This is a genomic window from Amycolatopsis thermalba (genome assembly GCF_023376025.1).
GTDB lineage: Bacteria > Actinomycetota > Actinomycetes > Mycobacteriales > Pseudonocardiaceae > Amycolatopsis_E > Amycolatopsis_E thermalba.
In genome coordinates, this window is record NZ_CP091196.1 from 3818168 (window position 1) to 3840687 (window position 22520).

20 protein-coding genes and 1 pseudogene are annotated in these 22520 nt (G+C 73.2%); 12 read left to right on the top strand and 9 right to left on the bottom strand.

All coding sequences use genetic code 11. The annotated features are described in order from the left end of the window. Window positions 1–249: 249 nt before the first annotated feature. The 4 genes from L1857_RS18405 to L1857_RS18420 form a co-directional block, all read right to left on the bottom strand. Window positions 250–927 (bottom strand): FadR/GntR family transcriptional regulator, encoded by a 678-nt coding sequence (locus tag L1857_RS18405; RefSeq protein ID WP_094005380.1) that lies wholly within the window; start codon window positions 925–927, stop codon window positions 250–252. Between the two features lie 120 nt (window positions 928–1047). Next, the gene (locus L1857_RS18410) at window positions 1048–1476 is read right to left on the bottom strand and encodes an MFS transporter (RefSeq protein WP_249465719.1); all 429 of its coding nucleotides are present in this window, start codon (window positions 1474–1476) and stop codon (window positions 1048–1050) included. Continuing rightward, window positions 1413–2237, bottom strand: a complete 825-nt coding sequence (locus tag L1857_RS18415) for an MFS transporter (protein WP_249465721.1) — start codon at window positions 2235–2237, stop codon at window positions 1413–1415. The genes L1857_RS18410 and L1857_RS18415 overlap by 64 nt, the downstream gene beginning before the upstream one ends. Further along, complete coding sequence (locus L1857_RS18420; protein ID WP_162831002.1) at window positions 2234–2395, bottom strand: hypothetical protein; 162 nt, start codon at window positions 2393–2395, stop codon at window positions 2234–2236. The genes L1857_RS18415 and L1857_RS18420 overlap by 4 nt, the downstream gene beginning before the upstream one ends. 20 nt (window positions 2396–2415) lie before the next feature. Between L1857_RS18420 and L1857_RS18425 the strand changes: the two genes are divergently transcribed. Next, window positions 2416–3324, top strand: coding sequence for a LysR family transcriptional regulator (locus tag L1857_RS18425; protein WP_116110120.1), 909 nt, complete (start codon window positions 2416–2418; stop codon window positions 3322–3324). A 292-nt stretch (window positions 3325–3616) separates the two neighbouring features. Here L1857_RS18425 and L1857_RS18430 read toward each other — a convergent pair whose 3' ends face one another. After that, window positions 3617–5212 carry a non-homologous end-joining DNA ligase LigD gene (locus L1857_RS18430; protein ID WP_249465724.1) on the bottom strand — a complete coding sequence of 532 codons (1596 nt, stop codon included), beginning with the start codon at window positions 5210–5212 and terminating at the stop codon, window positions 3617–3619. A 68-nt stretch (window positions 5213–5280) separates the two neighbouring features. Next, window positions 5281–5928, bottom strand: a complete 648-nt coding sequence (locus L1857_RS18435) for a TetR/AcrR family transcriptional regulator (protein WP_116110118.1) — start codon at window positions 5926–5928, stop codon at window positions 5281–5283. Between the two features lie 125 nt (window positions 5929–6053). On the opposite strand from L1857_RS18435, the pseudogene L1857_RS18440 reads away from it, so the two are divergent. From L1857_RS18440 to L1857_RS18460, 5 genes and pseudogenes are all read left to right on the top strand, one after another. Beyond that, window positions 6054–7275 (top strand): annotated as a pseudogene (locus L1857_RS18440) (oxygenase MpaB family protein). Window positions 7276–7289: 14 nt separating this feature from the next. Beyond that, window positions 7290–8507: an oxygenase MpaB family protein gene (locus L1857_RS18445; protein ID WP_116110117.1), complete on the top strand. Its 1218-nt coding sequence runs from the start codon at window positions 7290–7292 to the stop codon at window positions 8505–8507. Window positions 8508–8510: 3 nt separating this feature from the next. Next, window positions 8511–10772, top strand: coding sequence for a molybdopterin cofactor-binding domain-containing protein (locus tag L1857_RS18450; RefSeq protein WP_249465727.1), 2262 nt, complete (start codon window positions 8511–8513; stop codon window positions 10770–10772). A gap of 8 nt (window positions 10773–10780) precedes the next feature. Further along, window positions 10781–11257 carry a (2Fe-2S)-binding protein gene (locus tag L1857_RS18455; protein WP_116110115.1) on the top strand — a complete coding sequence of 159 codons (477 nt, stop codon included), beginning with the start codon at window positions 10781–10783 and terminating at the stop codon, window positions 11255–11257. A 789-nt stretch (window positions 11258–12046) separates the two neighbouring features. Beyond that, on the top strand, window positions 12047–12418 hold the full coding sequence (locus L1857_RS18460) for a hypothetical protein (protein WP_249465730.1): 372 nt from the start codon (window positions 12047–12049) through the stop codon (window positions 12416–12418). 252 nt (window positions 12419–12670) lie between these two features. Here L1857_RS18460 and L1857_RS18465 read toward each other — a convergent pair whose 3' ends face one another. Continuing rightward, complete coding sequence (locus L1857_RS18465) at window positions 12671–14263, bottom strand: amidohydrolase (RefSeq protein WP_116110113.1); 1593 nt, start codon at window positions 14261–14263, stop codon at window positions 12671–12673. 14 nt (window positions 14264–14277) lie between these two features. Then, a complete protein-coding gene (locus L1857_RS18470; RefSeq protein WP_249465733.1) occupies window positions 14278–16155 on the bottom strand; it encodes a primary-amine oxidase in 1878 nt (625 codons plus the stop codon). A gap of 83 nt (window positions 16156–16238) precedes the next feature. Here L1857_RS18470 and L1857_RS18475 point away from each other — a divergent pair, with 83 nt between their 5' ends. The 6 genes from L1857_RS18475 (at window position 16239) to L1857_RS18500 (ending at window position 21083) form a co-directional block, all read left to right on the top strand. After that, window positions 16239–16826 carry a TetR/AcrR family transcriptional regulator gene (locus L1857_RS18475; RefSeq protein WP_094005393.1) on the top strand — a complete coding sequence of 196 codons (588 nt, stop codon included), beginning with the start codon at window positions 16239–16241 and terminating at the stop codon, window positions 16824–16826. 100 nt (window positions 16827–16926) lie between these two features. Beyond that, a complete protein-coding gene (locus tag L1857_RS18480; RefSeq protein ID WP_249465737.1) occupies window positions 16927–18306 on the top strand; it encodes a spinster family MFS transporter in 1380 nt (459 codons plus the stop codon). Then, window positions 18307–19395, top strand: coding sequence for an NAD/NADP-dependent octopine/nopaline dehydrogenase family protein (locus tag L1857_RS18485; RefSeq protein ID WP_249465739.1), 1089 nt, complete (start codon window positions 18307–18309; stop codon window positions 19393–19395). It abuts the gene before it with no gap. Continuing rightward, a complete protein-coding gene (locus tag L1857_RS18490) occupies window positions 19392–20339 on the top strand; it encodes a 3-hydroxyacyl-CoA dehydrogenase NAD-binding domain-containing protein (RefSeq protein WP_116110109.1) in 948 nt (315 codons plus the stop codon). The genes L1857_RS18485 and L1857_RS18490 overlap by 4 nt, the downstream gene beginning before the upstream one ends. Before the next feature lie 415 nt (window positions 20340–20754). After that, complete coding sequence (locus tag L1857_RS18495) at window positions 20755–20907, top strand: hypothetical protein (RefSeq protein ID WP_198958216.1); 153 nt, start codon at window positions 20755–20757, stop codon at window positions 20905–20907. Then, complete coding sequence (locus tag L1857_RS18500; RefSeq protein WP_198958217.1) at window positions 20904–21083, top strand: GYD domain-containing protein; 180 nt, start codon at window positions 20904–20906, stop codon at window positions 21081–21083. The genes L1857_RS18495 and L1857_RS18500 overlap by 4 nt, the downstream gene beginning before the upstream one ends. Window positions 21084–21127: 44 nt before the next feature. On the opposite strand, the gene L1857_RS18505 is transcribed toward L1857_RS18500, so the two are convergent. Continuing rightward, window positions 21128–22468: an MFS transporter gene (locus L1857_RS18505; RefSeq protein WP_249465742.1), complete on the bottom strand. Its 1341-nt coding sequence runs from the start codon at window positions 22466–22468 to the stop codon at window positions 21128–21130. Between the last annotated feature and the right edge of the window lie 52 nt (window positions 22469–22520).

Genomic DNA, 22520 nt, shown 5'->3' on the forward strand with positions numbered 1-22520 from the left:
GTGCTGACCCCGCGGGGCGCCCGCGTTCGGCGGGACGTCGTGGTGCGCACGGTGAGTGGGCGTCGGCGCCTGGGCGCCTTCGGCGGGCGGTGGTTCGGTACCCGCGGTGAGTGGGCGCCTGTGCTGGCCGCGCGAGTTGCCCGCCATCGGCGGGGCAGTGCCCGGCGCCACCTGGAGTAGCCGTCTAGCCTCGCGGGGTCGCCCGCCTTCCACCGACGGGCGCGGGAGTGCGGGCCGCCCGGCGCTGGGTTACTCCACCAGCGTCTGGCGCAGCCACTGCTCCACGCCGGCGATGTGCACCGTCGCGGCGGCGCGGGCCACGTCGGGCTGCCGTGCGGTCAGCGCGTGCAGTATCGCGCGGTGCTCGGCCAGCGTGCGCTCCGCCACGCCCTCCTGCGTGATGCCCCGCCACGTCCGGGCCCGCTGCGTGCGGCCGGACAGGCTCTCCAGCAGCGAGGCCAGCACCGGATTCCCGCAACCGCCCGCGATGCGCCGGTGGAACTCCAGGTCGTTTTCCACCAGCTGGTCCACCGTCGGCCGGTCGCCCAGCGAGTCGAGCAGCTTCGCGAGGTCCTCGAGGTCGGCATCCGGCATGCACCGCGCCGCCATCTCGGTCACCGCGGGCTCGATCACGCGCCGCGCCTCCAGGAACTGCAGCACCGTGTCGTCGCGGTGGAAGTCCACCACGAACCCCATCGCGTCCATCAGCAGCGACGGCTCCAGGCTCGTCACGTAGGTGCCGTCGCCGCGGCGGACGTCCAGCACGTGGATGAGCGACAGCGCGCGCACCGCCTCGCGCAGCGAGTTGCGTGACAGGCCGAGGCGGTCGGCGAGGTCGGCTTCGCGGGGCAGGCGGTCGCCCGGGCGCAGCTCGCCGTCCACGATCATCTGCTTGATCGCCTCGATGGCGTCGTCGGTGACGGACATGCCGCTCAGCGTTCCACCACATCGGAGGGGATGGACCGGTGCACGGCCTCGTGGTCCAGCTCCGAACCCGGCGTCAACTCCGTGTGCAGCGCGATCTCCGGCATGCCCGCTCCCTGTCTGTCACGTAGGGGCAGGATACATCGGATCTTTCGCCGCACGATGCACCTGCAGCACGCCCGGCCGGGCGGCTACCAGGCCGCAGACGAGTTCGGGCACCACCAGCAGGAGCAGCAACCAGATCGAGGCGTGCCAGCCGCCGGTGAGGGTGTGCAGCAGCCCGAACGTCAGCGGCCCGGACGCGGCGAGGAGGTACCCGCCGGACTGGGCCATGCCGGACAGCCGCGCGGTGGTCGCGGCGTCGGGGGAGCGCAGGTTGAGCAGCGTCAGGGCGAGCGGGAACGCGCTGCCCGTGGCGATCCCGAAGATCGTGGTCCACACCCACCCGGCGCGCGGCGCCAGCAGCAGGCCGCCGAGCCCGATCACCATCAGCGCGGCGACCCCGAGCACGAGCGGCCGCTGGTCGCGCATCCGGGCGGCGACGACCGGCACGACGAACCCGAGGGGATGCCGATGACGATGATGACCGAGTTCATCGTCCCGGCGGTGGCGGCCGGAACCCCGTGCTCGCGCATGATCTGGGGCAGCCACGAGGTCAGCGTGTAGAACATCAGCGACGCCATGCCCATGAAGACCATCACCGACCACGCCAGCGGCGAGCGCAGCAGCGACAGCTCCCCGTGCTCCGGGGCGGACGGGGGCCCGGCGGCGGGGCGCCGCGCGAGCGGGCCCCACGCCAGTGCCGCGACCAGCGCGGGCACCGCCCACACGACCAGCGCCAGCCGCCAGCCGCCGGCCTGCTCCAGCGGCACGGCCAGGCCCGCCGCGGCGGCGCCGCTGACGGACATGAGCATCATCGCCAGGCCGGTGAGTGTTCCCGCGCGGGTGGGGTAGACGCGTTTGATGACCGCCGGCACCAGCACGTTGCCCGTCGCGATCCCCGCCCCGGCCAGCACGGTGCCGGCGAACAACGCGCCCTTGCCGGGGACCGCGCGCAGCACGAGCCCGGTCGTGAGCACCAGCAGCGCCACGGTGATCGCCGCCTCCGTGCCGATCCGGCGGGCCAGCGCGGGGGCGAGCGCGGAGAACAGGCCCACGCACAGCTCCGGCAGGGTGGTGAGCACGCTGAGTTCGACGCCGCTCAGCCCGAACACGCCCTGCAGCTCGCCCAGGACCGGCGGGACGCCGGTGATGGCCGCACGCAGGTTGAGGGTCAGCAGCACCAGGCTGACCAGCGCCCAGGCCGCCTTCACGGCCGCGACCGGGAGGACCAGCGGGCGAGCGCGGCGGCGACGGCGGTCACCACCACGGTCTCGGCGAGCAACGACAGCCACACGGTGAACATCGGGACACCTCCTGGTTCCAGCGTGCGGCGCCGGACCGGGTAGGTCCAGGTTGCGTTTCCGGACATGACCGTGAAGAATCAGCTACATGATCGATCTGCGGAGGCTTCACGTGCTGCGGGCCGTGGACCACTACGGCACGGTGCGGGCGGCCGCGGAGGCCCTGCACTTCACCCCGTCGGCGGCCTCCCAGCAGATCCGCCAGCTGGGCCGGGAGCTCGGGGTGACCCTGCTCGAACCACAGGGCCGCCGGGTGCGGCTCACCCCGGCGGCGCAGCGGCTGCTGGCGCACGCGGACGACATCCAGGCGCGCTGGGAGCTGGCCGAGCGCGACCTGCGCGCCGACGACGACGAACCCGCCGGGCTGCTGCGGCTGGCGGGGTTCCCGGTCGCGGTCACCGCGCTGCTCGCCCCGGCCGCCGCGGCGCTGGTGACGCGGCATCCGCGGCTGACCCCGCGGATCAGCGAGGCCGAGGCCGGGGAGTGCTTCGACCTGCTGTTCACCGGCGACGCCGACCTGGCCCTGGTGGAGGCCAAGCCGGACGAGCCGCCACGCGACCGCGCCCGGTTCGACCAGCGGTCGCTGCTGGACGATCCGTTCGACCTGCTGGTCCCGGCGGGCCACCGGCTCGCCGCTCGGGAGCGGGTGGACCTCGCGGAGGCCGCCCGCGAGCCGTGGATCGTGCCGAGCACGCCGTGCACGTGCCGCACGCACGTGTTGTCCGCCTGCGGCGCGGCCGGCTTCACGCCGGACGTCGCCCACGACGCGGTGAACTGGGACGTCACGATCGCGCTGGTGGCGCACGGCCTGGGCGTGGCGCTGGTGCCCCGGCTGGCCCGGGTCCCGGCGAGCGCCGCCGTGGTGCGGCTGGCGTGCGAGGGCGAGCCCCGGCGCAAGATCCTGACGGTCACGCGTCCGGGCGGCCGTGCCCGTCCCGCGGTGGCCGCGGCGCTGGCAGAGCTGGAGCGGCTGGTGCCCACCATGCTCGCGGTCTGACGGCGGGCCGCCCGCTGGCGTGAACCGGCCGGCGGCCGGATTGCTCGGCGTGCCACGAGCTGCGGCGTGCGCCGCCGTGGCGTGGCCGGCGCCCCGCGATGGCCGCGTCGCCGTGCGGTGAGCGTGGATGGCCGGTGGTTTCGGCGGGCGGTCCGCCGTGGAACGGCGACCTGCGGCGGGGAGCCGGCCGGGCTGCTCGCCGCGGCCGCTGCCCCCGCGCTGCGGCGTGCGCCGCCGTGGTGCGGGTGGCGCCCCGCAGTGCCGCAGGGCGAGTGGGCCGCCGGTCGGGCGGTCAGCTGTCGAGCGCCGGGAGGTGCTGCGGCAGGCCGATGAGCGGGGCGAGCGGGTCGCCGGCCTCGGCGACGCGGTCCAGCACCGTGCGGACGGTCCAGCGGTCCGGGCGCAGAGCAGGATCGTCGAGTTCGTCCCACGTGATGGGGACCGACACCGGCGCTCCCGGCGCCGGGCGCGGGCTGAACGGGGCGACCAGGGTCTTGTTGATCGCGTTCTGCGTGTAGTCCAGGCGCGCCAGCCCGCCGCGCTCGTTCTTGTACCACCGCCAGCTCACCAGGTCCGGCAGGACGCGTCCGACGACCCGGGACAGGGCCTCGACCCAGGCGCGGGTGCCGGCGAAGGTGTAGCCGGGCGCGACGGGCACCCAGATCTGGATGCCGCGCCGCCCGGTGACCTTGGGCGTGCCCCGCAGGTCCAGGTGCTCCAGCGCGGTGCGGTACAGCCGGGCGAGTTCGACGATGTCGTCGAAGCCGGTGGTGGTGCCCGGGTCGATGTCGATCAGCGCCCAGCTGGGCTGGTGCACGTCGGGCAGCCGCGAGGTCCACGGGTGCAGCTCGACGCCGCCGAAGTTCGCCATCCACACCAGCGCCGGCACGCTGTCGAGCACCGCGTAGCACTGGGTCTCGCCGGGATCGGCTTCGGTGTTGTGCCAGCGGGTGAGCCAGTCCGGGGCGTGGCCGGGCACCTCCTTGTGCCAGAACCCGGGCCGGTCGACGCCGTCGGGGTAGCGGTGCGCGTTCACCGGGCGCCCGGCGAGGTAGGGCAGCATGACCGGGGCGATCCGCGCGTAGTAGCGGATGAGGTCCCGTTTCGTCACCGGCGGTTCGGCTTCGGTGCCCGGGAACAGCACCTTGTCCAGGTTGGTGAGCTTGAGCCGCCGTCCGGCGATGCTCCAGGTGCCGGACTTGCCGATCCCGTCGAGCGCGGCCAGCTCGCCGGCCGTCGGCGGGTCCCAGCGCGGGGCCAGGGGCACCTCGGCTTCGGCGGCCGGAACGTCGCTGCGCCACATCGCTTCGGGCGCGGCGGCGACCTCGTCGTTCGTGCGGCCCGATTTGACCGACCGGGGCAGCTCCTCCGGGTCCCAGCCGGGCCGGGCGTGCTCGTCGTGCTTGTGGATCAGCAGCCACTGCTCCTTGCCCCGCCGCGCGGTGCGGACGAGCGCGAACCGCCCGGCCAGCTTCTCGCCACGCAGGTCGAAGTGCAGCTCGCCGTCCTCGATCGCCCGCGCCGGATCGGTGCCCTCGGCCGGCTGCCAGGTGCCCCGGTCCCACACGATCACGTCCCCGCCGCCGTACTGGCCCTTCGGGATGACGCCCTCGAAGCCCGCGTACTCCAGCGGGTGGTCCTCGACGTACACCGCGAGCTGCCGCACCCCCGGGTCCAGCGTCGGGCCCTTGGGCACCGCCCAGCTGGCCAGCACGCCGTCGACCTCCAGCCGGAAGTCGTAGTGCAGCCGCCGGGCGCGGTGACGCTGCACGACGAAGCGGCGGCCCGGCTCACCGGCCGTGCCGCCGGCCGGCTCCGCGGTCACCGAAAAGTCCCGCTTGGCCCGGTAGGGCGCGAGCCGGTCCGTCGTCCGCCGTGGTGGGCTCACCCCATCCGGGTACCCAGCGCGAGGCAGGATGATCCCTGCCGCGCGGGGCGCCCGCCGTGGCCGGCGGCTCAGCGCGGCGGGTCCAGCATCGGCACGAGGAAGCGGCGCGCGACGTCCTTCAGCTGCTCCTCGTCGTCGAGGTCGATCAGACGGCTCGGGGTGACCAGGAACGACGTGGAGATCCGCACCATCAGCTCCGCGACCAGGTCCACGTCCACCCCGGCGGAGACGTGCCCCGCGGCCTGTTCGCGGCGCAGCTGGCCCGCCACGAAACCCCGCACCGTCGCCATCGTCCGGCCGCCGTCGCCGATCAGGGACGGGACGACCACCTCCGGCTCCACGTCCATCAGCCCGCCGATCAGCGGGTTGTGCCGGATCGCCCGCAACGCGCTCGCGAAACCGAGGACCACCCGGTCGGCCACGCTCGCCGCGCGCCGGATGTCCAGCAGGAACTGGTCGAAGTAGCGGCGGAACTCGCGCTGCACGACCTGCTCGACGAGCGCGTCCTTGGTGGCGAAGCGGCGGTAGACGGTGATCCGCGAAACCCCGGCCCGCTTCGCGACATCCTCCATTGTGGACCGCCGGATGCCCACGCGGCGGAACTGCTCGTAGGCGGCCTCGAGCACGCGCTCGGTGGTTTCGTCGGTGTCCCCGGCGCCGGCCATGGCGTCCACGAAGGCGCGCTCCAGCAGCGATTCCGAGCCCGGAGAGGTCATGAGGGCGGATCGTACAGGTTCCACGCGGGCCCTTCCCGGTTCGAAAACGGCCCCCTTGATACAAGGAACCAAGTGCTGTATCACAGTATCAGTCGATGTCAGCCGACTCGAGGAGGAGTCCGGGCATGGAGCAGCTCAACAGGCGCAACGCGTTGATGGTCGGCGGAGCACTGGGCGCGCTGGGGGCGCTCGGCGTGGTGTCCCCGGCCCAGGCCCGCGCCGCGTGGACGTGGTCCCCGCAGGGCTCGGTCGCCGGCGCCGGAGCGGGCGCCGATCCGCGCGGGTGTGGGACCCGGAGGCCGACCCCGTGGTCGCCGCGCTGCTGGACTCCGGTGACGTGCCCAGGGTGAACGCACTGCTGCGGACGTGGACGAAGAACGGCCAGCCGCTGCCGGCCGGCCTGCCCGCGGACCTGCGCGACTTCGTCGAAGAAGCCCGGCGGCTGCCCGCGTGGACCGATCACGCCAAGCTGGACCAGGCGTTCTCCTTCACCGAGCGGCGCGGGCTCTACCTCGGCGTGCTGTACGCGATGGCCAGCGGCATGATGAGCACGGTCATCCCCAAGGAGGCTCGGGCGGTCTACTACTCCTACGGCGGCGCCAATATGAAGGACCGCATCTCCAAGACCGCCAAGCTCGGCTACGACATCGGCACCCGCGACGCCTACGACCCGGGCGGCGAGATGATCGTCACCTGCGTCAAGACCCGCCTGGTGCACGCGGCGGTGCGGCACCTGCTGCCGCAGTCGCCGCACTGGACCGACGCCGCGCCCGAGGACATCCCGATCAGCCAGGCCGACATCATGGTCACCTGGCACAGCCTCGCCACCACGGTCATGCAGAAGCTGCTCGAGTGGCAGGTGCCGATCGCGGAGCAGGACTCCGTGGCCTACCTGCACTCGTGGCAGGTGACCGCGCACATGCTCGGCGTCCGCGACGAGTACATCCCCGCGTCCTGGCGCGAGGCCGGCTCGCAGGCCGAGCAGGTGCTGACCCCGATCCTCGCGCCGACCCCCGAGGGCAAGAACCTCGCGGACATCCTGCTCGGTCTCGGCGCCGAACTCGACGGCACCATCCTCACCCGGCCGCTGCTCGGCTCGTTCACGCGCTACACCCTCGGCGACGAGATCGCCGGCTGGCTGGAGATCCCCGGGAACCGGTGTTCGACCCGCTGATCCGGACGCTGTGGCGGCCGTTCATCGCCGCGCGGGAGTTCGGCCTGCACTTCCCCGGCGCGAAGGAGACCTACTGGCTCTTCGAGGAGTTCATCCGCAAGGTCGTGCTCGTCTACCTGTCCGAGGCGCAACCGATCAGCATCGAGATCCCCGTGGTCAACCGTCCCTCCTGAAAGGACTGCCGGACATGACGGACATCAGCAGGCGCAAGGCGTTGCTCTCCGGCGGGGCGCTGGGCGCGCTCGGCGCGCTGAGCATCGCCGCGCCGGCGCAGGCACGCGACCTGGTGTGGACGTGGGCGCCCAGCGGTTCGGTCGCGGGCACGGGCGCCGGTGCCGACCCGCGCTGGGTGTGGGACACCGAAGCCGACGCGCTGCTGGCGTCACTGATGCAGCGCGGGGTCATTCCCCAGGTCAACGAGCTGCTGTGGAACTGGGAGCGCAACGACCAGCCACTGCCCGCCGGGCTGCCCGCGGACCTGCGCGACTTCATGGAACGGGCCCGGCGGCTGCCGGACTGGGCCGACCGCGGCAAGCTCGAACGCGCGGCCGAGTTCAACAAGAGCCGCGGGATCTACCTGAACCTGTGCAACGGCCCGGGCGGCGGGATCCTGGCGACCGCGATCCCGCACGAGGCCCGCGCCGTCTACTACTCGGCGGGCGGCGCGGACATGGAGGACCGGGTCGCGAAGACGAGCCTGTTCGGCTTCGCCGTGGGCTCGCTGAACGCCTACCGCCCGGACGGCAAGTGCGTGGTCGAGTGCGTGAAGACGCGGCTGGTGCACGCGGCGGTGCGCACCCTGCTCCAGCAGTCTCCGCACTGGCGGGACGGGATCCCGATCAGCCAGGAGGACATGCTCGTCACCTGGCACACCCTGCCGACCTTCGCGATGCGCAAGATGCGGGAGTGGGAGGTGCCGATCGGCGACGCCGACGCCGAGGCCTACCTGCACGTGTGGCAGGTGACCGCCCACCTGCTCGGCATCGCCGACGAGTACATCCCGGCCACCTGGGACGCCGCCTACGCGCAGTCCGACCAGGTCCTGCCGCGCAACATGGGACCCACCCCCGAGGGCGTCGAGCTCACCGACATCCTGCTCGGCCAGCTCGCCGAGCAGACCAGCCCGGGCAGCATCAGCCGCCCGCTGTGCAACGCGCTCGCCCGCTACCTGGTGGGTGACCGGGTGGCCGACTGGGACGGCATCCCGCGCGAACCGGTGTGGGACCGGCTGCTCCCGCAGATGTGGCCGCTGCTGGTGAAGTTCCGCGAGGGCCTGGTGCCGCTGCCGCTGGTGCCGGAGGTCGCCTGGACCATCGACGAGGCCCTGCGCCGGTACATCCTGTTCTACCTCACCAAGGGGCAGGAGACGAAGATCGAGATCCCGACCCGCAACCGGCCGGAGTAGGGCGTGGCCGGACCACTGGGCAGGCGGCGGTTCCTGGGATACGTGCTGGCCGCGCCGACCCTGGTGACCGCCGCCGGGCTCGGCCGGTCCCCGGCGGCGGCCCCGCTGCCGTCGCCGGAGATCACCGGGATCGCCGACCTCACCGACCTGATGACCCTGGCGACCCTGCCCACGGCGGGCCTGATCACCGTCGAGGTCGGCCCCGACGGCACGGTGTCCTTCGCGCTCCCGCGAGCCGAGGTGGGGCAGGGGATCACGACCTCGACGGCCATGCTGATCGCCGAGGAACTGGGCACCGGCGTGGACCGGGTGCGGGTCACGCTCGCCGACGCCCGCCCGGAACTGGTGTTCAACCAGCTCACCGGCGGCTCCAACACCACGGTCGCCACCTACACCCCGGTCCGGGTGGCCGCGGCGATCGCCCGGCAGCGGCTGCTCACCGCGGCTTCCCGCGAACTCGGTGTCCCGGCCGGCGAGCTGACCCTGGAGAACGGCGTCATCTCCGCGCCGGGGCGCGGCGGCACCGGCATCGGGGCGTTCGCGGCGCGGGCGGCGAGCGCGCGCACCGAGCCGGTGCGGGTCGGGCTGCGATCCCGCGAATCGTTCACCGTCATCGGCAAGCCGCACAACCGCATCGACGCGCTCGCGGCGGTCACCGGCCGCAAGAAGTTCGCGATGGACCTCGACGTGCCGGACGCGCTGCCGACCATGGTGTGCCGCGCGCCTACGCTGGGCGGCCAGCCCGGCGCGGTGCACAACCTCGCCGAGGTCCGGGCCCTGCCGGGCGTCACCGACGTCGCCGTGATCTCCACCGGGGTCGCCGTGCGGGCGCGGACCTTCGGGCAGTGCATCGACGCGGTGCGCGCGCTGCGGGTGTCCTGGCGTGACGGCACCGCGGCGGGGAAGTCCGACGACACCGTGCTCGCCGAGCTGCGTGCCGCCGAGCTGCCGATCGGGCCGCGGCCCCCGTTCACGCAGACCGTGGACGAGACGTTCACGTTCTTCTTCCGCAGCACCAGCGCGCTGGAAACCAACTGCGCGATCGCCGACGTGCGCCCGGGCCGGGCCGAGATCTGGGCGGGCCTCAAGGCGCCGATCGTGGCGAAGCAGGCCATCGCGGCTCGGCTCGGGCTGCCCCCGGGCGCGGTCACCGTGCACGTCACCGAAAGCGGCGGCTCGTTCGGGCGCAAGCTGTTCTTCGACGCCGCCGCGGAAGCCGCCGAGGCGTCGAAGGCGTTCGGCAAACCGGTCAAGCTCATGTGGCACCGCGCCGACGACTCCCGCCACGGCCGCGCCCACCCGATGGCGACCTCACGTGTGCGGGCCGCCTTCACCGGGAGCACCGTCGTGGGCTACGACCAGCGGCACACCAGCGTCGCGACCGACCTGGGGCACGGGTTCGGCGAGATCGTCACCGCGTTCGCCGCCCGGCTGCCGGTCGCCGACCGCGGGTTCGCCCAGGTGTTCTTCCAGCTCTCCCAGGAGATGTCCTACGACTTCGGGATCAGCACGCGGCTGCTGTCCGAAACGGATCGCGGCTTCCACACCGGCAGCATGCGCAACGTCTACTCGCCGGACGTCACCTGCGCCCGGGAACTCGTCGTCGACCGGCTCGCCGCCCGCATGGGCAAGGACGCCTACCGGTTCCGGCGCGAGTTCCTCCGCGACGACCGGTCCCGCGCCGTGCTCGACGCGGCCGCCGAAGCCGGTGAGTGGGGCCGCGCGCTGCCGGCCGGGGTGGCGCAGGGGATCGCCTTCCACGCCGAGTACAAGTCGGTCAGCGCGTGCCTGGTCGAGCTGGACTGCCGGCCGGAGACGGTGAACCGCGTCGTCCGCGACGGGGTGACCGGGCCACGGGTGACCAGGGCGGTGATGGCCGTGGACGTGGGCCTGGCGGTGAACCCGCGCGGGCTGGAGGCGCAGATGACGGGTTGCGTCATGGACGGCATCGCGCTGGCCCTGACCTCCAGCCTGCACCTGCGCGACGGCTACTTCCTGGAAGCCAGCTGGGACAACTACTTCTACACCCGGCAGTGGAACACGCCACCGGAGGTCCGGGTCGTCGTGCTGCCGGACACCGGCGACCGGCCCGGCGGTGCCGGCGAGCTCGGCGTCGCGGCCTCGTTCGCCGCCGTGGCGTGCGCCTACGGCCGCGCGACGGGCACCACGCCCCGCAGCTTCCCGATCAACCACGGCGTGTTGTCGTTCGAACCGAAACCGACCGTGCCGCCGGTCCCGCCGTCGCCTGCCGACGGCCTGAGGTGAGGAGTTCCGTGCCCGAACACACCTTCCGCGTCAACGGCGCCCAGGTCACCGTCGACGTCGACAGTGACGTCCGGCTCCTGTGGGTGCTGCGCGACGTCCTCGGCATCACCGGGCCCAAGTACGGCTGCGGCATCAACGTCTGCAAGGCGTGCACCAGCCACCTCAACGGGAAAGCCGTCAACCCGTGCGCCATCCCGGTCGGCGACCTCGGGCCGGCGGACGAGGTCACCACCATCGAAGGCCTGGCGGCCACGGCCGGCCAGGAGCTGCACCCGATGCAGCAGGCCTGGCTGGACCACGACGTCGCGCAATGCGGCTACTGCCAGCCGGGCCAGATCATGGCGGCGGTCGCCCTGGTCCAGCGGGTCGCCGCGGAGGGCCGCACGATCAGCGACGCCGACCTGGACACGCTGCGCAACATCTGCCGCTGCGGCACCTACCCCCGCATCCGCGCGGCGATCAGGTCGGCGGCGGCGAAGATGTGACCTGCCCGGCGCGTGCCGCGTCCAGCACGTACCCGGGCGGGTTCCTCGGCGCAGGCGCGTCACGGCCGGTCAGCATCGCGTCGTGGCGGGCGCACAGCCGGGCCGCCTCGTCTCGCCGGCCGTCCGTGAGCGCCAGCGTCGCCAGGCATCGGGTTGCGGATCCGCTCGAACAACTCCCGGGCGTTCGAGCAGCTCGCGCAGGTCGCCGCGGGCCGCGACCAGGTGCTCCACGTTGCCGGCCACCAGCGGCATCCGCTTGCCGGACAGTCGCTGGGCCAGCGGGGCAGCCGCGCGTTTCGCCCAGCCCGACCCCGCGGGTGATGCGGAAGGCGGCCGCGGCCCGCTCCAGCACCGCGAGCGCCACTCGCGTCTTGCCCACGCCGCCCGGTCCGGTCAGCGTGCGCAGCCGGGTCTCGCCCGCGCCGAGCAGTTCGGCCACCGTGGCGACGACGCCGTCCCGTCCGATGAGCGGCGTCAGCGGCCGGGGAGGCCAGCTCCTCCTGGGGCGGCGGGTGCCCGACGGCCACGCCGGACGTGCCGCGATCGCCATCCCGGTCGCGAGCCTCGTGCCATCGGGACTGGACTCTTCCGAGACGACGACATAGTGTCGGCCTCAGCCGCGGGAGAAGTCCGATGGGCAGACGGCTTTTCCCGATCGCGGCGCGGGCCACCGCTCCGGACCTCGGCGGTGCCACCCGGACTGTCCCGAAAGGAATTCGCGTTCGCTGTCCACTGTGGAGCGCACGGTCCGGGTCCGGTTGCGGGCGTTACCGGAGGAGGCGCACGACGTTGACCACCGTTTCCCACGAGCCAGCCAGGGACACCGCCGGGAGCCGGCCACCCGCCGAGCGTGAGCCGTGGTTCCCGGTCTACGGGGACGGCGGGCCGCCAGGTGCCGCGCGGGACCCGGAGTCGCTGCGCGCGACCCTCGCCACGGTCGCCGAGACCGCGGCCGCGCTGACGGCGCTGCTCGACGGCCTGCGCCGGGAGCAGACGCGCGAGCCGGCCATCCGGCAGACCCCGGTGTGCGTGGAGCTGGACCAGGCCGCGGCGGCCGCGGACGACCTGCGCGCCGCGGCGGAGAGCGCCGCCAGGGCGGTGGCCGGGTTCGAGCGCCGGGCGCCGCAGGTGCGGCTCCCACGCCAGGAGACGCCGCGATAGGCCCGTGCCGCCAGCCTGAGCGGAGGGAGGCTCGACAACGGCTTGCCCGGCCGGGTCCCGGGTGTCTGGACGCGGGCCTGGCGGACGGCTCGCCTGCCGGCGCGCGGCTACCGGGGCCGGGCGTTGGCGGCGAAGCGGGCGGGTGCCCGTGATGCGGGCCGGGCGGCGCCGCGAGGGGCTTGCGGGGGGATCGTCTGGCCGCGGAACCCGCCCGGCGGCCACGGCGAACCGGCCGGACCCGCCGGCGCCCCGCTACCCGCCGGCCGCGCGCTCGTACACCTTCCGGCCGGCGAACCACGTCTGCTCCGCCCGCGTGCCCGCCAGCCGGTCCGCCGGGACGGCGAACGGGTCGCGGTCGAGCACCACGAAGTCGGCGGACTTGCCCGGCTCCAGCGAGCCGGTCACGTCGTCCACGCCCATCGCGCGGGCCGCGCCCAGCGTGTAGGCCTGCAGGGCCTCCTCGAGGGTCAGGGCCTGCTCCGGCCACAACCGGCCGGGGTGGACGCCCGTGGGATCGGCCCGCGTCACCAGCCCCTGGATCCCCGGCCACGGGTCCGGCGAGGGCACCACCGGCCAGTCCGAACCCCCGGCCACCAGCACGCCCGCGTCGACCAGGTCGCGGTTCGGGTGCAGCCGCTCCGCCCGCTCCCGCGGCACGCACGCGCAGATCGCCTCGAAGATGACCCCCGGGAACCACAGCGCGGGCGACAGGTCCGCGATCACCCCGAGTCCGGCCATCCGCGGCACGTCCTCCTCGGCGACGTACTGGCCGTGCGCGATGTGGAACTTCGCCGCGCCGAACCCTTCGGCCCGCACCGCGGCCACCGCGTCCAGCGTCATCCGCACCGAGGCGTCCCCGGTGCAGTGGATCTTCGCCGACAGGCCCTGCCCGGCCACGCGCAGCAGCCAGCCGGTCAGTTCCTCCGCGGTCATCGTGGTCTCGCCGCGCCAGGACGGGCCGTGCACGTCGTCGGGCAGGTACGGCCGCAGGAACGCGGCGGTCTTCGACGTCGGCACCCCGTCCAGGAAGATCTTGACGAAGTCCGGGCGGTGGTGGCGCCCGCGGTAGTCCTCCCGCACGTCGATGAGGTCCTGCCCGAGCGGGTGCGTGCCGAAGATCTTGTCGTTGACCTGCAGCGACGTCACCACCCACGCGTCCAGCCGCCCGGTGTCGTCCAGGTGCTTGAGCGCCCGCAGCATCGGCAGCGACGCGGCGGCGTCCTGGAAGGCGGTGACGCCGAACGAGTGCAGGATCTCGATCCCCCGCAGGCACGCCTGGGCATCCTGTTCCACAGTGGACGGCGCCGAGGCCGCATATGCCCGCTCGACCGGGATCAGCGCGGACTCGATGAGCAGCCCGGAGCCGGGGGAGATCCCGGCGAGCGCCAGCGCGGCCGAGGACACCCAGCGGTTGTGGCAGCTGTCGTCGCGCAGCAGCACCGGCCGCCCGCCGGCCGCGTCGTCGAGCGCGGCCAGCGCTTCCGGCGTGGACAGCTCCGGGATCAACGTGCTGCCCCACCCGCCGCCGACCACCCAGCCGTCCGGCGGCAGGTCCGCCGACCAGGCCCGGATGGCGGCCAGCAGCCCGGGCAGGTCCTCGGTGCCGTCGAACTTCAGCTCGAACAGGTCGGCCCGCCCGGCGGTCAGGTGGTGGTTGTGGACGTCGGCGAGCGCGGGCATCAGGAACGCGCCGCCGTGGTCGACGACCTCGCCGTCGTACGACGACAGCAGCTCCTCGCCGCCGACGGCGGTGATCACCCCGTCGGTGACGACGAGGACCGCGGCTCGCGGCCGCGCCGGGTCGAGCGTGCGGATCCGGGCGTTGCGGTGGATCTGAACGGACATCGGGGTTTCTCCACTCAGTCGCAGCAGTGTGATCCGGCGGCCCGCGGCACGTCGAGGGCGGGGTTGCGGTCGAAGAACCCGACCGGCCTGAGCTTGAACCCGGTGTAGTCGACCGGCATGATCGGCCAGTCCTCCGGGCGCGGGAAGTGGGTGAGCCCGAAGGTGTGCCACACGACGAGGTCCTGCCCGTCGATGTCCCGGTCGTCCGCCACGTAGGCGGGCAGCCCGGCGCCGCCGGGGTGCTGGTTGACGAAATCACCGGCGGCGTAGCGCTGCGCGGGGTCGTAGCGGGTGACCCACAGGTGCTTGGTGGCGAAGGTGGCGCGGCGGTGGATCGAGGACTCCTCGTCGGCGAGCAGCTCGGGATTGCCCTCGGGGATCAGCGCGTAGGCGACCGGATCGCCGAGCCGGTTGCGGGAGCCGGGGTTGGTGATGTGCCAGACGCGGCCGCGGCGGGGGCCGGCGAGCCGCTGCGCCTCGGACTCGCGCCGCAGCGGGGTCCGGCGGTGGGTGAAGGCGTTGCCGCGCGGGTTGTCCGGCCCGATCGGCACCCGCTCGACCTCGACCTCTTCGACCAGGTTCGCCGGCCCGTCCACGGCCATGTCCAGGCGCGCGCTGAACAGGTGCTGGTGGTAGGGGGCGCCCAGGCCGGGGGCGAGTTCGGCGGCGTAGGGGTAGCCCTTGCCGGGGTAGGCCGAGGTGAACACCACGCCGGTGGCCTTGACCTCGCACTCGATGGTGCCGTCGAGGTAGAGGTACCAGTAGAAGCCGTAGTCGTAGTTGCCGATGGTGGTGAAGAAGGAGATCACCATGCGGCGCTGGCGGCGGGTCTCCGACGAGCCGGCCCACAGGTCGGTGTGCTTCCAGAGGATCCCGTAGTCCTCCTCGTGCAGGCAGATCGCGTTGGGCAGCACGCGGGGGTGGCCGAACTCGTCGGCGATCATCGCGTCCAGGTAGGTGATCTCGCCCAGGCAGTCGCAGCCGAGCTCGAGCGCGTTGGCGTAGCGGCCGACGAGGTATTCACCGGTGTCGAAGTAGTTCTGCCACGAGCGGATGGGGGAGGGGTCGGCGTAGGGCACGACCATCTCCGAGATCGAGGCCCGGTGCACGATCGGCCGGTCGCGGCCGCCGTCGCGGAAGGCGATCCCGTGCAGGACCAGCCCCTCACGCGCGTCGAAGCCGATGCGCAGCGACCAGTTCTCCCACCTCAGCAGGTTCCCGTCGAGGGTGAAGCTGGGGCCCTCGGGCTGGGTGATCTCCAGCGGTTTCTGCGAGGTGCGGAGCGGACCGGTGACCGCGGGGTCGTCGAAGTTGCCCGGCTCGGCGGGAACCGGGACCGGCCCCAGGTCGATCACCCGGGTGACCTCCCGGGCCGTGACGTCCACGTAGCCGACGAGCCCGTCGACGGGGTGGGCCCACGCGTGGTCCCGCGGGTGCTCCTGGACGAAGGCCAGGCCGCGCAGGATGCGCCGCCCGGTCTCCTCCGGGTAGCCGAACACCCCGGCCGACAGCGGCGCCACCCGCACCTTCGCCACGTCCAGGTCGCGGGCGGCCAGCGCGGCCAGCCACCGCTCGTCCTTGGCGAGCACCTCCTCGACCAGGGCGAACTCCTCGTCCAGCACGGGCAGCTGCCCGTCCACGGCGGGGTCGAGCGTGCGCTGCGCGAGCACGGACTCCGCGGTGAGCGACACCAGCACGTCCCGGCCACCGGTGACGTCGTGCAGCAGGACGCGCACCACGCGATCGGGGCGGACCGCGTCCTTGGCGGGCTCTTCGAGCCCCAGGTAGGCGACCCGGGCGGTGCCGGGGAAGAGGCCGGCGCTGGTGAGGATTCGGCGGGCGGTGGTGATCTCGTCGGCGGTCAGCGGCGCGAGCGGGTGGGCCGGAGGCATCGTCGGACTCCTTTTTTCTCCACGTGTAGACGAAAGGGTGAGGCATCGTCGCCGCGAGCGCAAGGGGCCGTTACCGTGAAGGCATGCCGAAGCAGGTGGACCACGACCGGCGGCGCGCGGAGATCGCCGGCGCCGCGTGGCGCGTGATCGCCGAACGGGGCATCGACGCGGCCACCATGCGGGCCATCGCCGGGGAGATGGGCATGGCCAACGGCGCGCTGAAGCACTACTTCCCGGGCAAGAACGCGCTCATCCGCACCGCGTTCACCCGCGTGGTCGACAACACCGACGCCCGCGTGCGGGACCGCCTCGGCGAGGCGACGGGACTGGCGGCCCTGCGCGTGTTCTGCCACGAGGTCATGCCGGTCGAGGACGTCACGCGGCTGGAGGCCCGGGTCGTCCTGCCGTTCTGGCAGCGCGCCCTCGCCGACGCCGAGCTGGAGGCGGTCTACGACGCGGCGATGACCGCGTGGCGGGCGCGGATCGGCGGGTTCCTCCGCGACGCCCGCGCCGCGGGCGAGGTCCGCACCGCCGTCCCGGACGAGGTGATCGTCGAGCAGCTGCTCGCCATGCTCAACGGGGTGCAGGCCCTGGCGCTGCTCAGCCCGGGCACGACCACGCCGGAGCTGCAACGGCGGATGATCGACGCGTTCCTGGACGGGCTGGCGTAGGGGAATCCTTCAGCGGGCGAAGGGAAACACCCAATGTCGCCCGGAACCGCCCGTGATTAGCGTTTTTCAGCAACGCTGGCGAAAATCACGGGAGGCGTTCGTGCCGTTGGACGAAGACCTGTTGCCCGAAGCGCGGAAATCGTATCGTTACCAGTGGTACGTGGTGGCGGTGTGCATGGTCGCCTACGTGTTCTCGTTCGTCGACCGGCAGATCCTGTCGCTGATGATCGAGCCGATCAAGCGCGATCTGCACCTGTCCGACACCCAGTTCAGCCTGCTCAACGGGCTGGCGTTCTCCCTGCTGTACTCGGTGATGGGCCTGCCCATCGCGATTCTCGCCGACAAGCGCTCCCGCCCGCTGATCATCTCGATCGGGGTCGCGTTCTGGAGCCTGGCCACCGCCGCCTCCGGGCTGGCGAAGGGATTCGTGCACCTGTTCCTCGCCCGGATCGGCGTCGGCGTGGGCGAGGCCGCGCTGTCGCCCGCCGCGTATTCCATGTTCAGCGACATGTTCCCGAAGAGCAAACTCGGGCGCGCGTACGGGATCTATTCGCTGGGCTCGTTCATCGGCGGCGCCGCCGCGTTCATCATCGGCGGTTACGTCATCAACCTGCTCAAGTCGGTCGACACCGTCGCGCTGCCGCTGATCGGCGAGGTGCGGGCGTGGCAGCTGACGTTCCTGATCGTCGGGCTGCCCGGGGTCGTCCTGGCGCTGCTGGTGTTCCTCACGGTGCGCGACCCGCGGCGCCGCGGGCTGCAGCGCGACGCCGACGGCGGCGTGCGCAAGGTCGCGCTGCGTCACGTGTTCGCGTTCCTGTGGGCCCACCGCCGCACGTTCACCGCGCACTACCTGGGGTTCTCGCTCTACGCGCTGGTGCTGCTCGGGATGATGGCGTGGACCCCGGCGTTCTACATCCGCACCTTTTCGCTGACCTCCACGCAGGCCGGCTACCTGCTCGGCGTGGTGGTGCTGGTCGCCAACGGCAGCGGCGTGCTCTTCGGCGGCTGGCTGGTCGACCGGCTCGCCCGGCGCGGCCACACCGACGCCGGGATGCGGGCGGGGGTGATCGGCGCGCTGGGCATGATCGTCCCGGTCGTCGCGTTCACCCAGGCCGGGCAGCTGTGGCTGTCGCTGGTGCTGCTGGCCGTGGCGATGTTCTTCGCGTCCTTCCCGATGCCGGCCTCCACCGCCGCCATGCAGGTGCTCAGCCCCAACCAGATGCGCGCCCAGGTGTCGGCGATCTTCCTGCTGAGCTCGAACCTGATCGCGCTCGCGCTGGGCACCACCCTCGTCGCGCTGGTCACCGACCGGGTCTTCGGCGACCCGAAGATGGTCGGCTCCTCACTGTCCATTGTCTACGGTCTCGCCTCCGTGGCGACCGTGCTGCTGCTGTGGCGCGGGTGCCGGCACTTCCGGCACAGCCTCGCGGCCGAGCGGGAGACCGGGGAACGCGCCGCGCAACCGGAAGGAGTCAGCTAGATGAGGATCGCAGTGCTGGGCGGTGGCCACGGGTGCTGGGCCGCGGCGGCCGAACTGACCGAGCACGGGCACGACGTGCGGTGGTGGCGACGCGACACCGCCGCGCACCAGGCCCTGCGCGACGCCGGTGCGATCACCGTGCGCGACCACCGCGGCACCCGGCACGTGCGGGTGGGACAGCTGGTCACCGGCCTCGCCGAGGCGGTGCGCGAGGCCGAGCTGATCGTCGTCCCGCTGCCGTCGACCACCCACCCCGACCTGGCCGCCCGGCTCGCCCCGCTGCTCACCGACGGGCAGGTGGTGTTCCTGCCGCCGGGCACGCTCGGGTCGGTCCTGTTCGGCAAGGCGCTGGCCGACGCGGGCAACCCCGCCGACGTCGCGTTCGCCGAGACCGGCACGCTGCCCTACCTGGCCCGCCGCCACGGCGACACCGAGGTGGTGATCAGCGGCTACGCGACCCGGCTGCCCACCGGCGTGTTCCCGGCCCGGCTGGCCGGCAAGGCGTTCGACGTGCTGCGCGCGGCCTACCCGAGCGTGGAGGAGAGCGAGGACGGGCTGAGCGGGGCCCTGATGAACGCCGGGCCGGTGATCCACCCGCCGCTGATCCTGATGAACGCCGGGCCGCTGGAGCACTTCGACGCCTGGGACATCCACAACGAGGGCACCCAGCCCGCGATCCGGCGGGTCACCGACGCCCTGGACGCCGAGCGGATCGCGCTGCGCGAGGCGCTGGGCTACGGCGCGCCGCACTTCCCGCTGGCCGACCACTACGCCACCGACGGCGACGAGTGGATGTACGGCCGGGCCGCGCACGAGAAGCTGACCGACAGCGGCGACTGGCGGGAGAAGATCGACCTGCTCACCCACCGCTACATGCTGGAGGACACCCGGCTGGGCCTGTCGCTGCTGGTGTCGGTGGGCCGCTGGGCGGGGGTGCCGACGCCGGTCGCGGCCGGTCTGCTGAGCCTCGCCTCCGCCGTCACCGGGCGCGACCTCTACGCCGAGGGCCGCACCCTGGAGAGCCTCGGGCTGGCCGGGCTGTCCCGGCCGGAGCTGGCCCGCCTGCTGCGGGAGGGTTTCACCTCGTGAGCGACGACATCGCCGTGGTCGGGGCCGGCCGCATGGGGGAGGGCATCGCGCTCACCTGCCTCGCGGCCGGTTTTCCCGTGGTGCTGGCCGACGTCAAGGACCGCACCGGAGACGAACGGAACGCCTACGCCGGCCGGGTCCGCGCGCGCCTGGCCGGGAAGCTCGGCGAGGACGCGCTGGCCCGGTTGACCGTGTGCGGGCGGGAGCCCGGGACGCTGTCCGGCGCGGCGGTGGTGTTCGAGGCGGTGCCGGAGGTCCTGGAGATCAAGCGGGACGCGCTCGCCTGGGCCTGCGCGCAGGTCGCGGGGGACGCGGTGATCGCCTCGACCACGTCGACGTTCCTGGTCACCGAGATCGCCGCGCTGGTCGGGCGGCCGGAGCGGGCGGTCAACGCGCACTGGCTCAACCCCGCCGACGTGATGCCGCTGGTCGAGGTCAGCCGCAGCGACGACACCGACCCGGCGGCGGTCGCCCGGCTGACCGGCCTGCTGGAGCGCCTCGGCAAGATCCCGGTGGTGTGCGGGCCCGCGGCGGGCTACATCGTGCCGCGGCTGCAGGCGCTGGTGATGAACGAAGCGGCCCGCATGGTCGAGGAGGGCGTGGCGAGCCCCGCCGACATCGACCTGGCCGTGCGGGCCGGGCTCGGCCCGCGGTTCTCGGTGCTGGGGCCGCTGGAGTTCATCGACTGGGGCGGCGGCGACATCCTCTACTACGCCTCCCGCTACCTGACCGACCGGCTCGGTGACCGGTTCCGGCACCCGGACGTGATCGAGCAGAACATGACGGCCGGCCGCCGCGGCCTGCGGGACGGGACCGGGTTCTACGCCTTCGACCCCGGCCGGGTGGCGGAGTACCGGGCGGCGCGGATGCGGGAGTTCGCCGAGCTGTTCCGCCTGCGCGAGCCGGAGTTGCGGCACGGCACCGAGGTACCGACGCGGGACTGAGCGGACGGGGCTCGTCGCGAGCGCGACGGGCCCCGTCCTGCGGATCCGGGATGCGCCGCGATCAGCCGGCGAGGTTGCGCAGGCGCGCCGAGGGAGTCGAACACGGAGGTCCTCCCGCGACGGCACTGCCTCCGCGCCCCGGGCGGGGGAGTACAGCCACCAGAAATTGCCCCACGGGTCGCGCAGGGTCCTCACCGCCGAAGAACGGCGCTACCTCGGTGACCACCACGGCGCCTCGCGCGGTGGCGCGATCGGGCACCGAGTCGCCGATCGCCACCTCGGCGTGGATCTGCAGCTCGACCGGTTCGGCCTCGCTTGACCCCGGGTACCGGTCCGGCGCCCGCGACGGCCAGGCGCGTAATGATTCGCCACCCCTGGCGACTCCCTTCGGTCACCGTGGGAAAGGGGACGACCGATGCCGCTCTACCTGTCCAAGTTCAGCTACACGCCGGAGACGTGGGCCCGGCTGGTCCGCCACCCCGAGGATCGCCGGACGGCCACCCGGTCCTACATCGAGTCCGTCGGCGGGACGCTCCACGGGTTTCTGGTACGCCTTCGGCACGCATGACGGGCTTCACCCTGTGGGAGGCTCCGGACAACGTGTCCATGGCCGCGGTCGCGCTGGCGCTGAGCAGCGGCGGGGCGATCAGTTCGCTGGACACGACGGTCCTCCTGACCGTCGACGAGACAATGGAGGCGATGAGCCGGGCCACCCAGGTGGGATACCGGCCTCCCGGGGCGTAGCCCTGGCGCCGCTCACCCGCCCGCGGCCGGACGCCGGCTGATCCTCACCGGCTCGCCTCCGGGACCGCCGCGGCCCGGCGGTTCGCCCGGAGCGCGCGGGCCGGCGCGGTCTCCGGCAGGCAGAGCAGGCACACCAGCGACAGCACCAGCAGCGCGGCCAGGTAGAAACCGACGTTCACCGCCTCCCCGGTGCCGGCGACGACCCGGTTGGCGATCATCGGCGAGATGCCGCCGCCCAGCACGGCTCCGATGTGGTACCCCACGCCCACCCCGGACTGGCGCTGCTCCCGCGGGAACAGCTCGGAGAAGAACGTGTACATCGGTCCGAAGAGGACACCGGTGGCGCAGAACCCGAGGATCACCGCGGTGTTGACGGCGGCGACCGTGCCCGCCGAGCTGAGCGGGAACATCACCAGCGCGGATGCCAGCGACAGCACGGCACCGGCCAGCATCACCGGCTTGCGGCCGACCCGGTCGGACAGCCACGCCGCGCCCACGTTGCACAACGCGTGGCAGACCAGGGCGATCATCGAGCCGTTGACGATCGGCTGGCGGGGCAGCCCGAGGCCCTCCGGGGCGCGCGCCGTCGCGTAGGACAACATGAACGTGGCCAGCGCGAACGTGCTGGCGGTGAGCCCGATGTTGACGCCCGCGATCAGGCCGAGCCGCCGCCAGTTCGACTTGACCACCGCCAGCAGCGGCGCCTTCGCGCGGGCGCCCTCCTGCTCGGCCATCTGCCGGAACACCGGGCTCTCGGCGACGCCCTTGCGGATCCACAGCCCGACCACGAGCACCAGGCCGCCGGCGAGGAACGGGATCCGCCAGCCCCAGCTCAGGATCGCGTCGTCGGGCAGCAGCAGCACCAGGGTGAAAGCCAGGTTGGCCAGGATCGTGCCGACGGGCGAGCCGATCGCCACGAAGGACCCGTACAGGCCGCGGCGGCGCTGCGGCGCGTGTTCGATCGCCAGCACCGCGGCGCTGGAGTTCTCGCCGCCGCGCGCCAGGCCGTGGCACAACCGCAGCAGCACCAGCATGACCGGCGCGGCGACCCCGACGGCCGCGTAGGTGGGCAGCACCCCCATGCCCAGCGTCGCCAGGCCCATCAGGACGAACGCGCCGAACAACGCCGTCTTGCGGCCGCGCCGGTCCCCGAGCCAGCCGAAAACGGCGCCGCCGAGCGGGGCGGCCACGAAGCCGATCGCGAACGTCGCCAGGCTCATGAACGTGCCGAACCACGCGTCCCCGGTCGCGAAGAACACCTGGCCGAACACCAGGGCGGCCGCGGTTCCGTAGATCTGGAAGTCGTACAGCTCGAGCGAGGTGCCGACCGCGGCGGCCACGCCGATGCGCGGCAGGCTGGGCCGGGCGGGATCCTGTGTGGTCATGGACCGTCCTCATCGTCCGTGGGAGTTCCCGCTACGGTAGGAAAACGCCGGC

Bases quoted from the DNA above. Each gene is read 5' to 3' on its own strand.
- L1857_RS18420 (WP_162831002.1), bottom strand. From the start codon at position 2,395: ATGTCCGGAAACGCAACCTGGACCTACCCGGTCCGGCGCCGCACGCTG.
- L1857_RS18470 (WP_249465733.1), bottom strand. From the start codon at position 16,155: ATGCCTCCGGCCCACCCGCTCGCGCCGCTGACCGCCGACGAGATCACC.
- L1857_RS18500 (WP_198958217.1), top strand. From the start codon at position 20,904: ATGACGGGCTTCACCCTGTGGGAGGCTCCGGACAACGTGTCCATGGCC.
- L1857_RS18505 (WP_249465742.1), bottom strand. From the start codon at position 22,468: ATGACCACACAGGATCCCGCCCGGCCCAGCCTGCCGCGCATCGGCGTG.
- L1857_RS18485 (WP_249465739.1), top strand. From the start codon at position 18,307: ATGAGGATCGCAGTGCTGGGCGGTGGCCACGGGTGCTGGGCCGCGGCG.
- L1857_RS18465 (WP_116110113.1), bottom strand. From the start codon at position 14,263: ATGTCCGTTCAGATCCACCGCAACGCCCGGATCCGCACGCTCGACCCG.
- L1857_RS18495 (WP_198958216.1), top strand. From the start codon at position 20,755: ATGCCGCTCTACCTGTCCAAGTTCAGCTACACGCCGGAGACGTGGGCC.
- L1857_RS18425 (WP_116110120.1), top strand. From the start codon at position 2,416: ATGATCGATCTGCGGAGGCTTCACGTGCTGCGGGCCGTGGACCACTAC.
- L1857_RS18445 (WP_116110117.1), top strand. From the start codon at position 7,290: ATGACGGACATCAGCAGGCGCAAGGCGTTGCTCTCCGGCGGGGCGCTG.
- L1857_RS18435 (WP_116110118.1), bottom strand. From the start codon at position 5,928: ATGACCTCTCCGGGCTCGGAATCGCTGCTGGAGCGCGCCTTCGTGGAC.
- L1857_RS18475 (WP_094005393.1), top strand. From the start codon at position 16,239: ATGCCGAAGCAGGTGGACCACGACCGGCGGCGCGCGGAGATCGCCGGC.
- L1857_RS18405 (WP_094005380.1), bottom strand. From the start codon at position 927: ATGTCCGTCACCGACGACGCCATCGAGGCGATCAAGCAGATGATCGTG.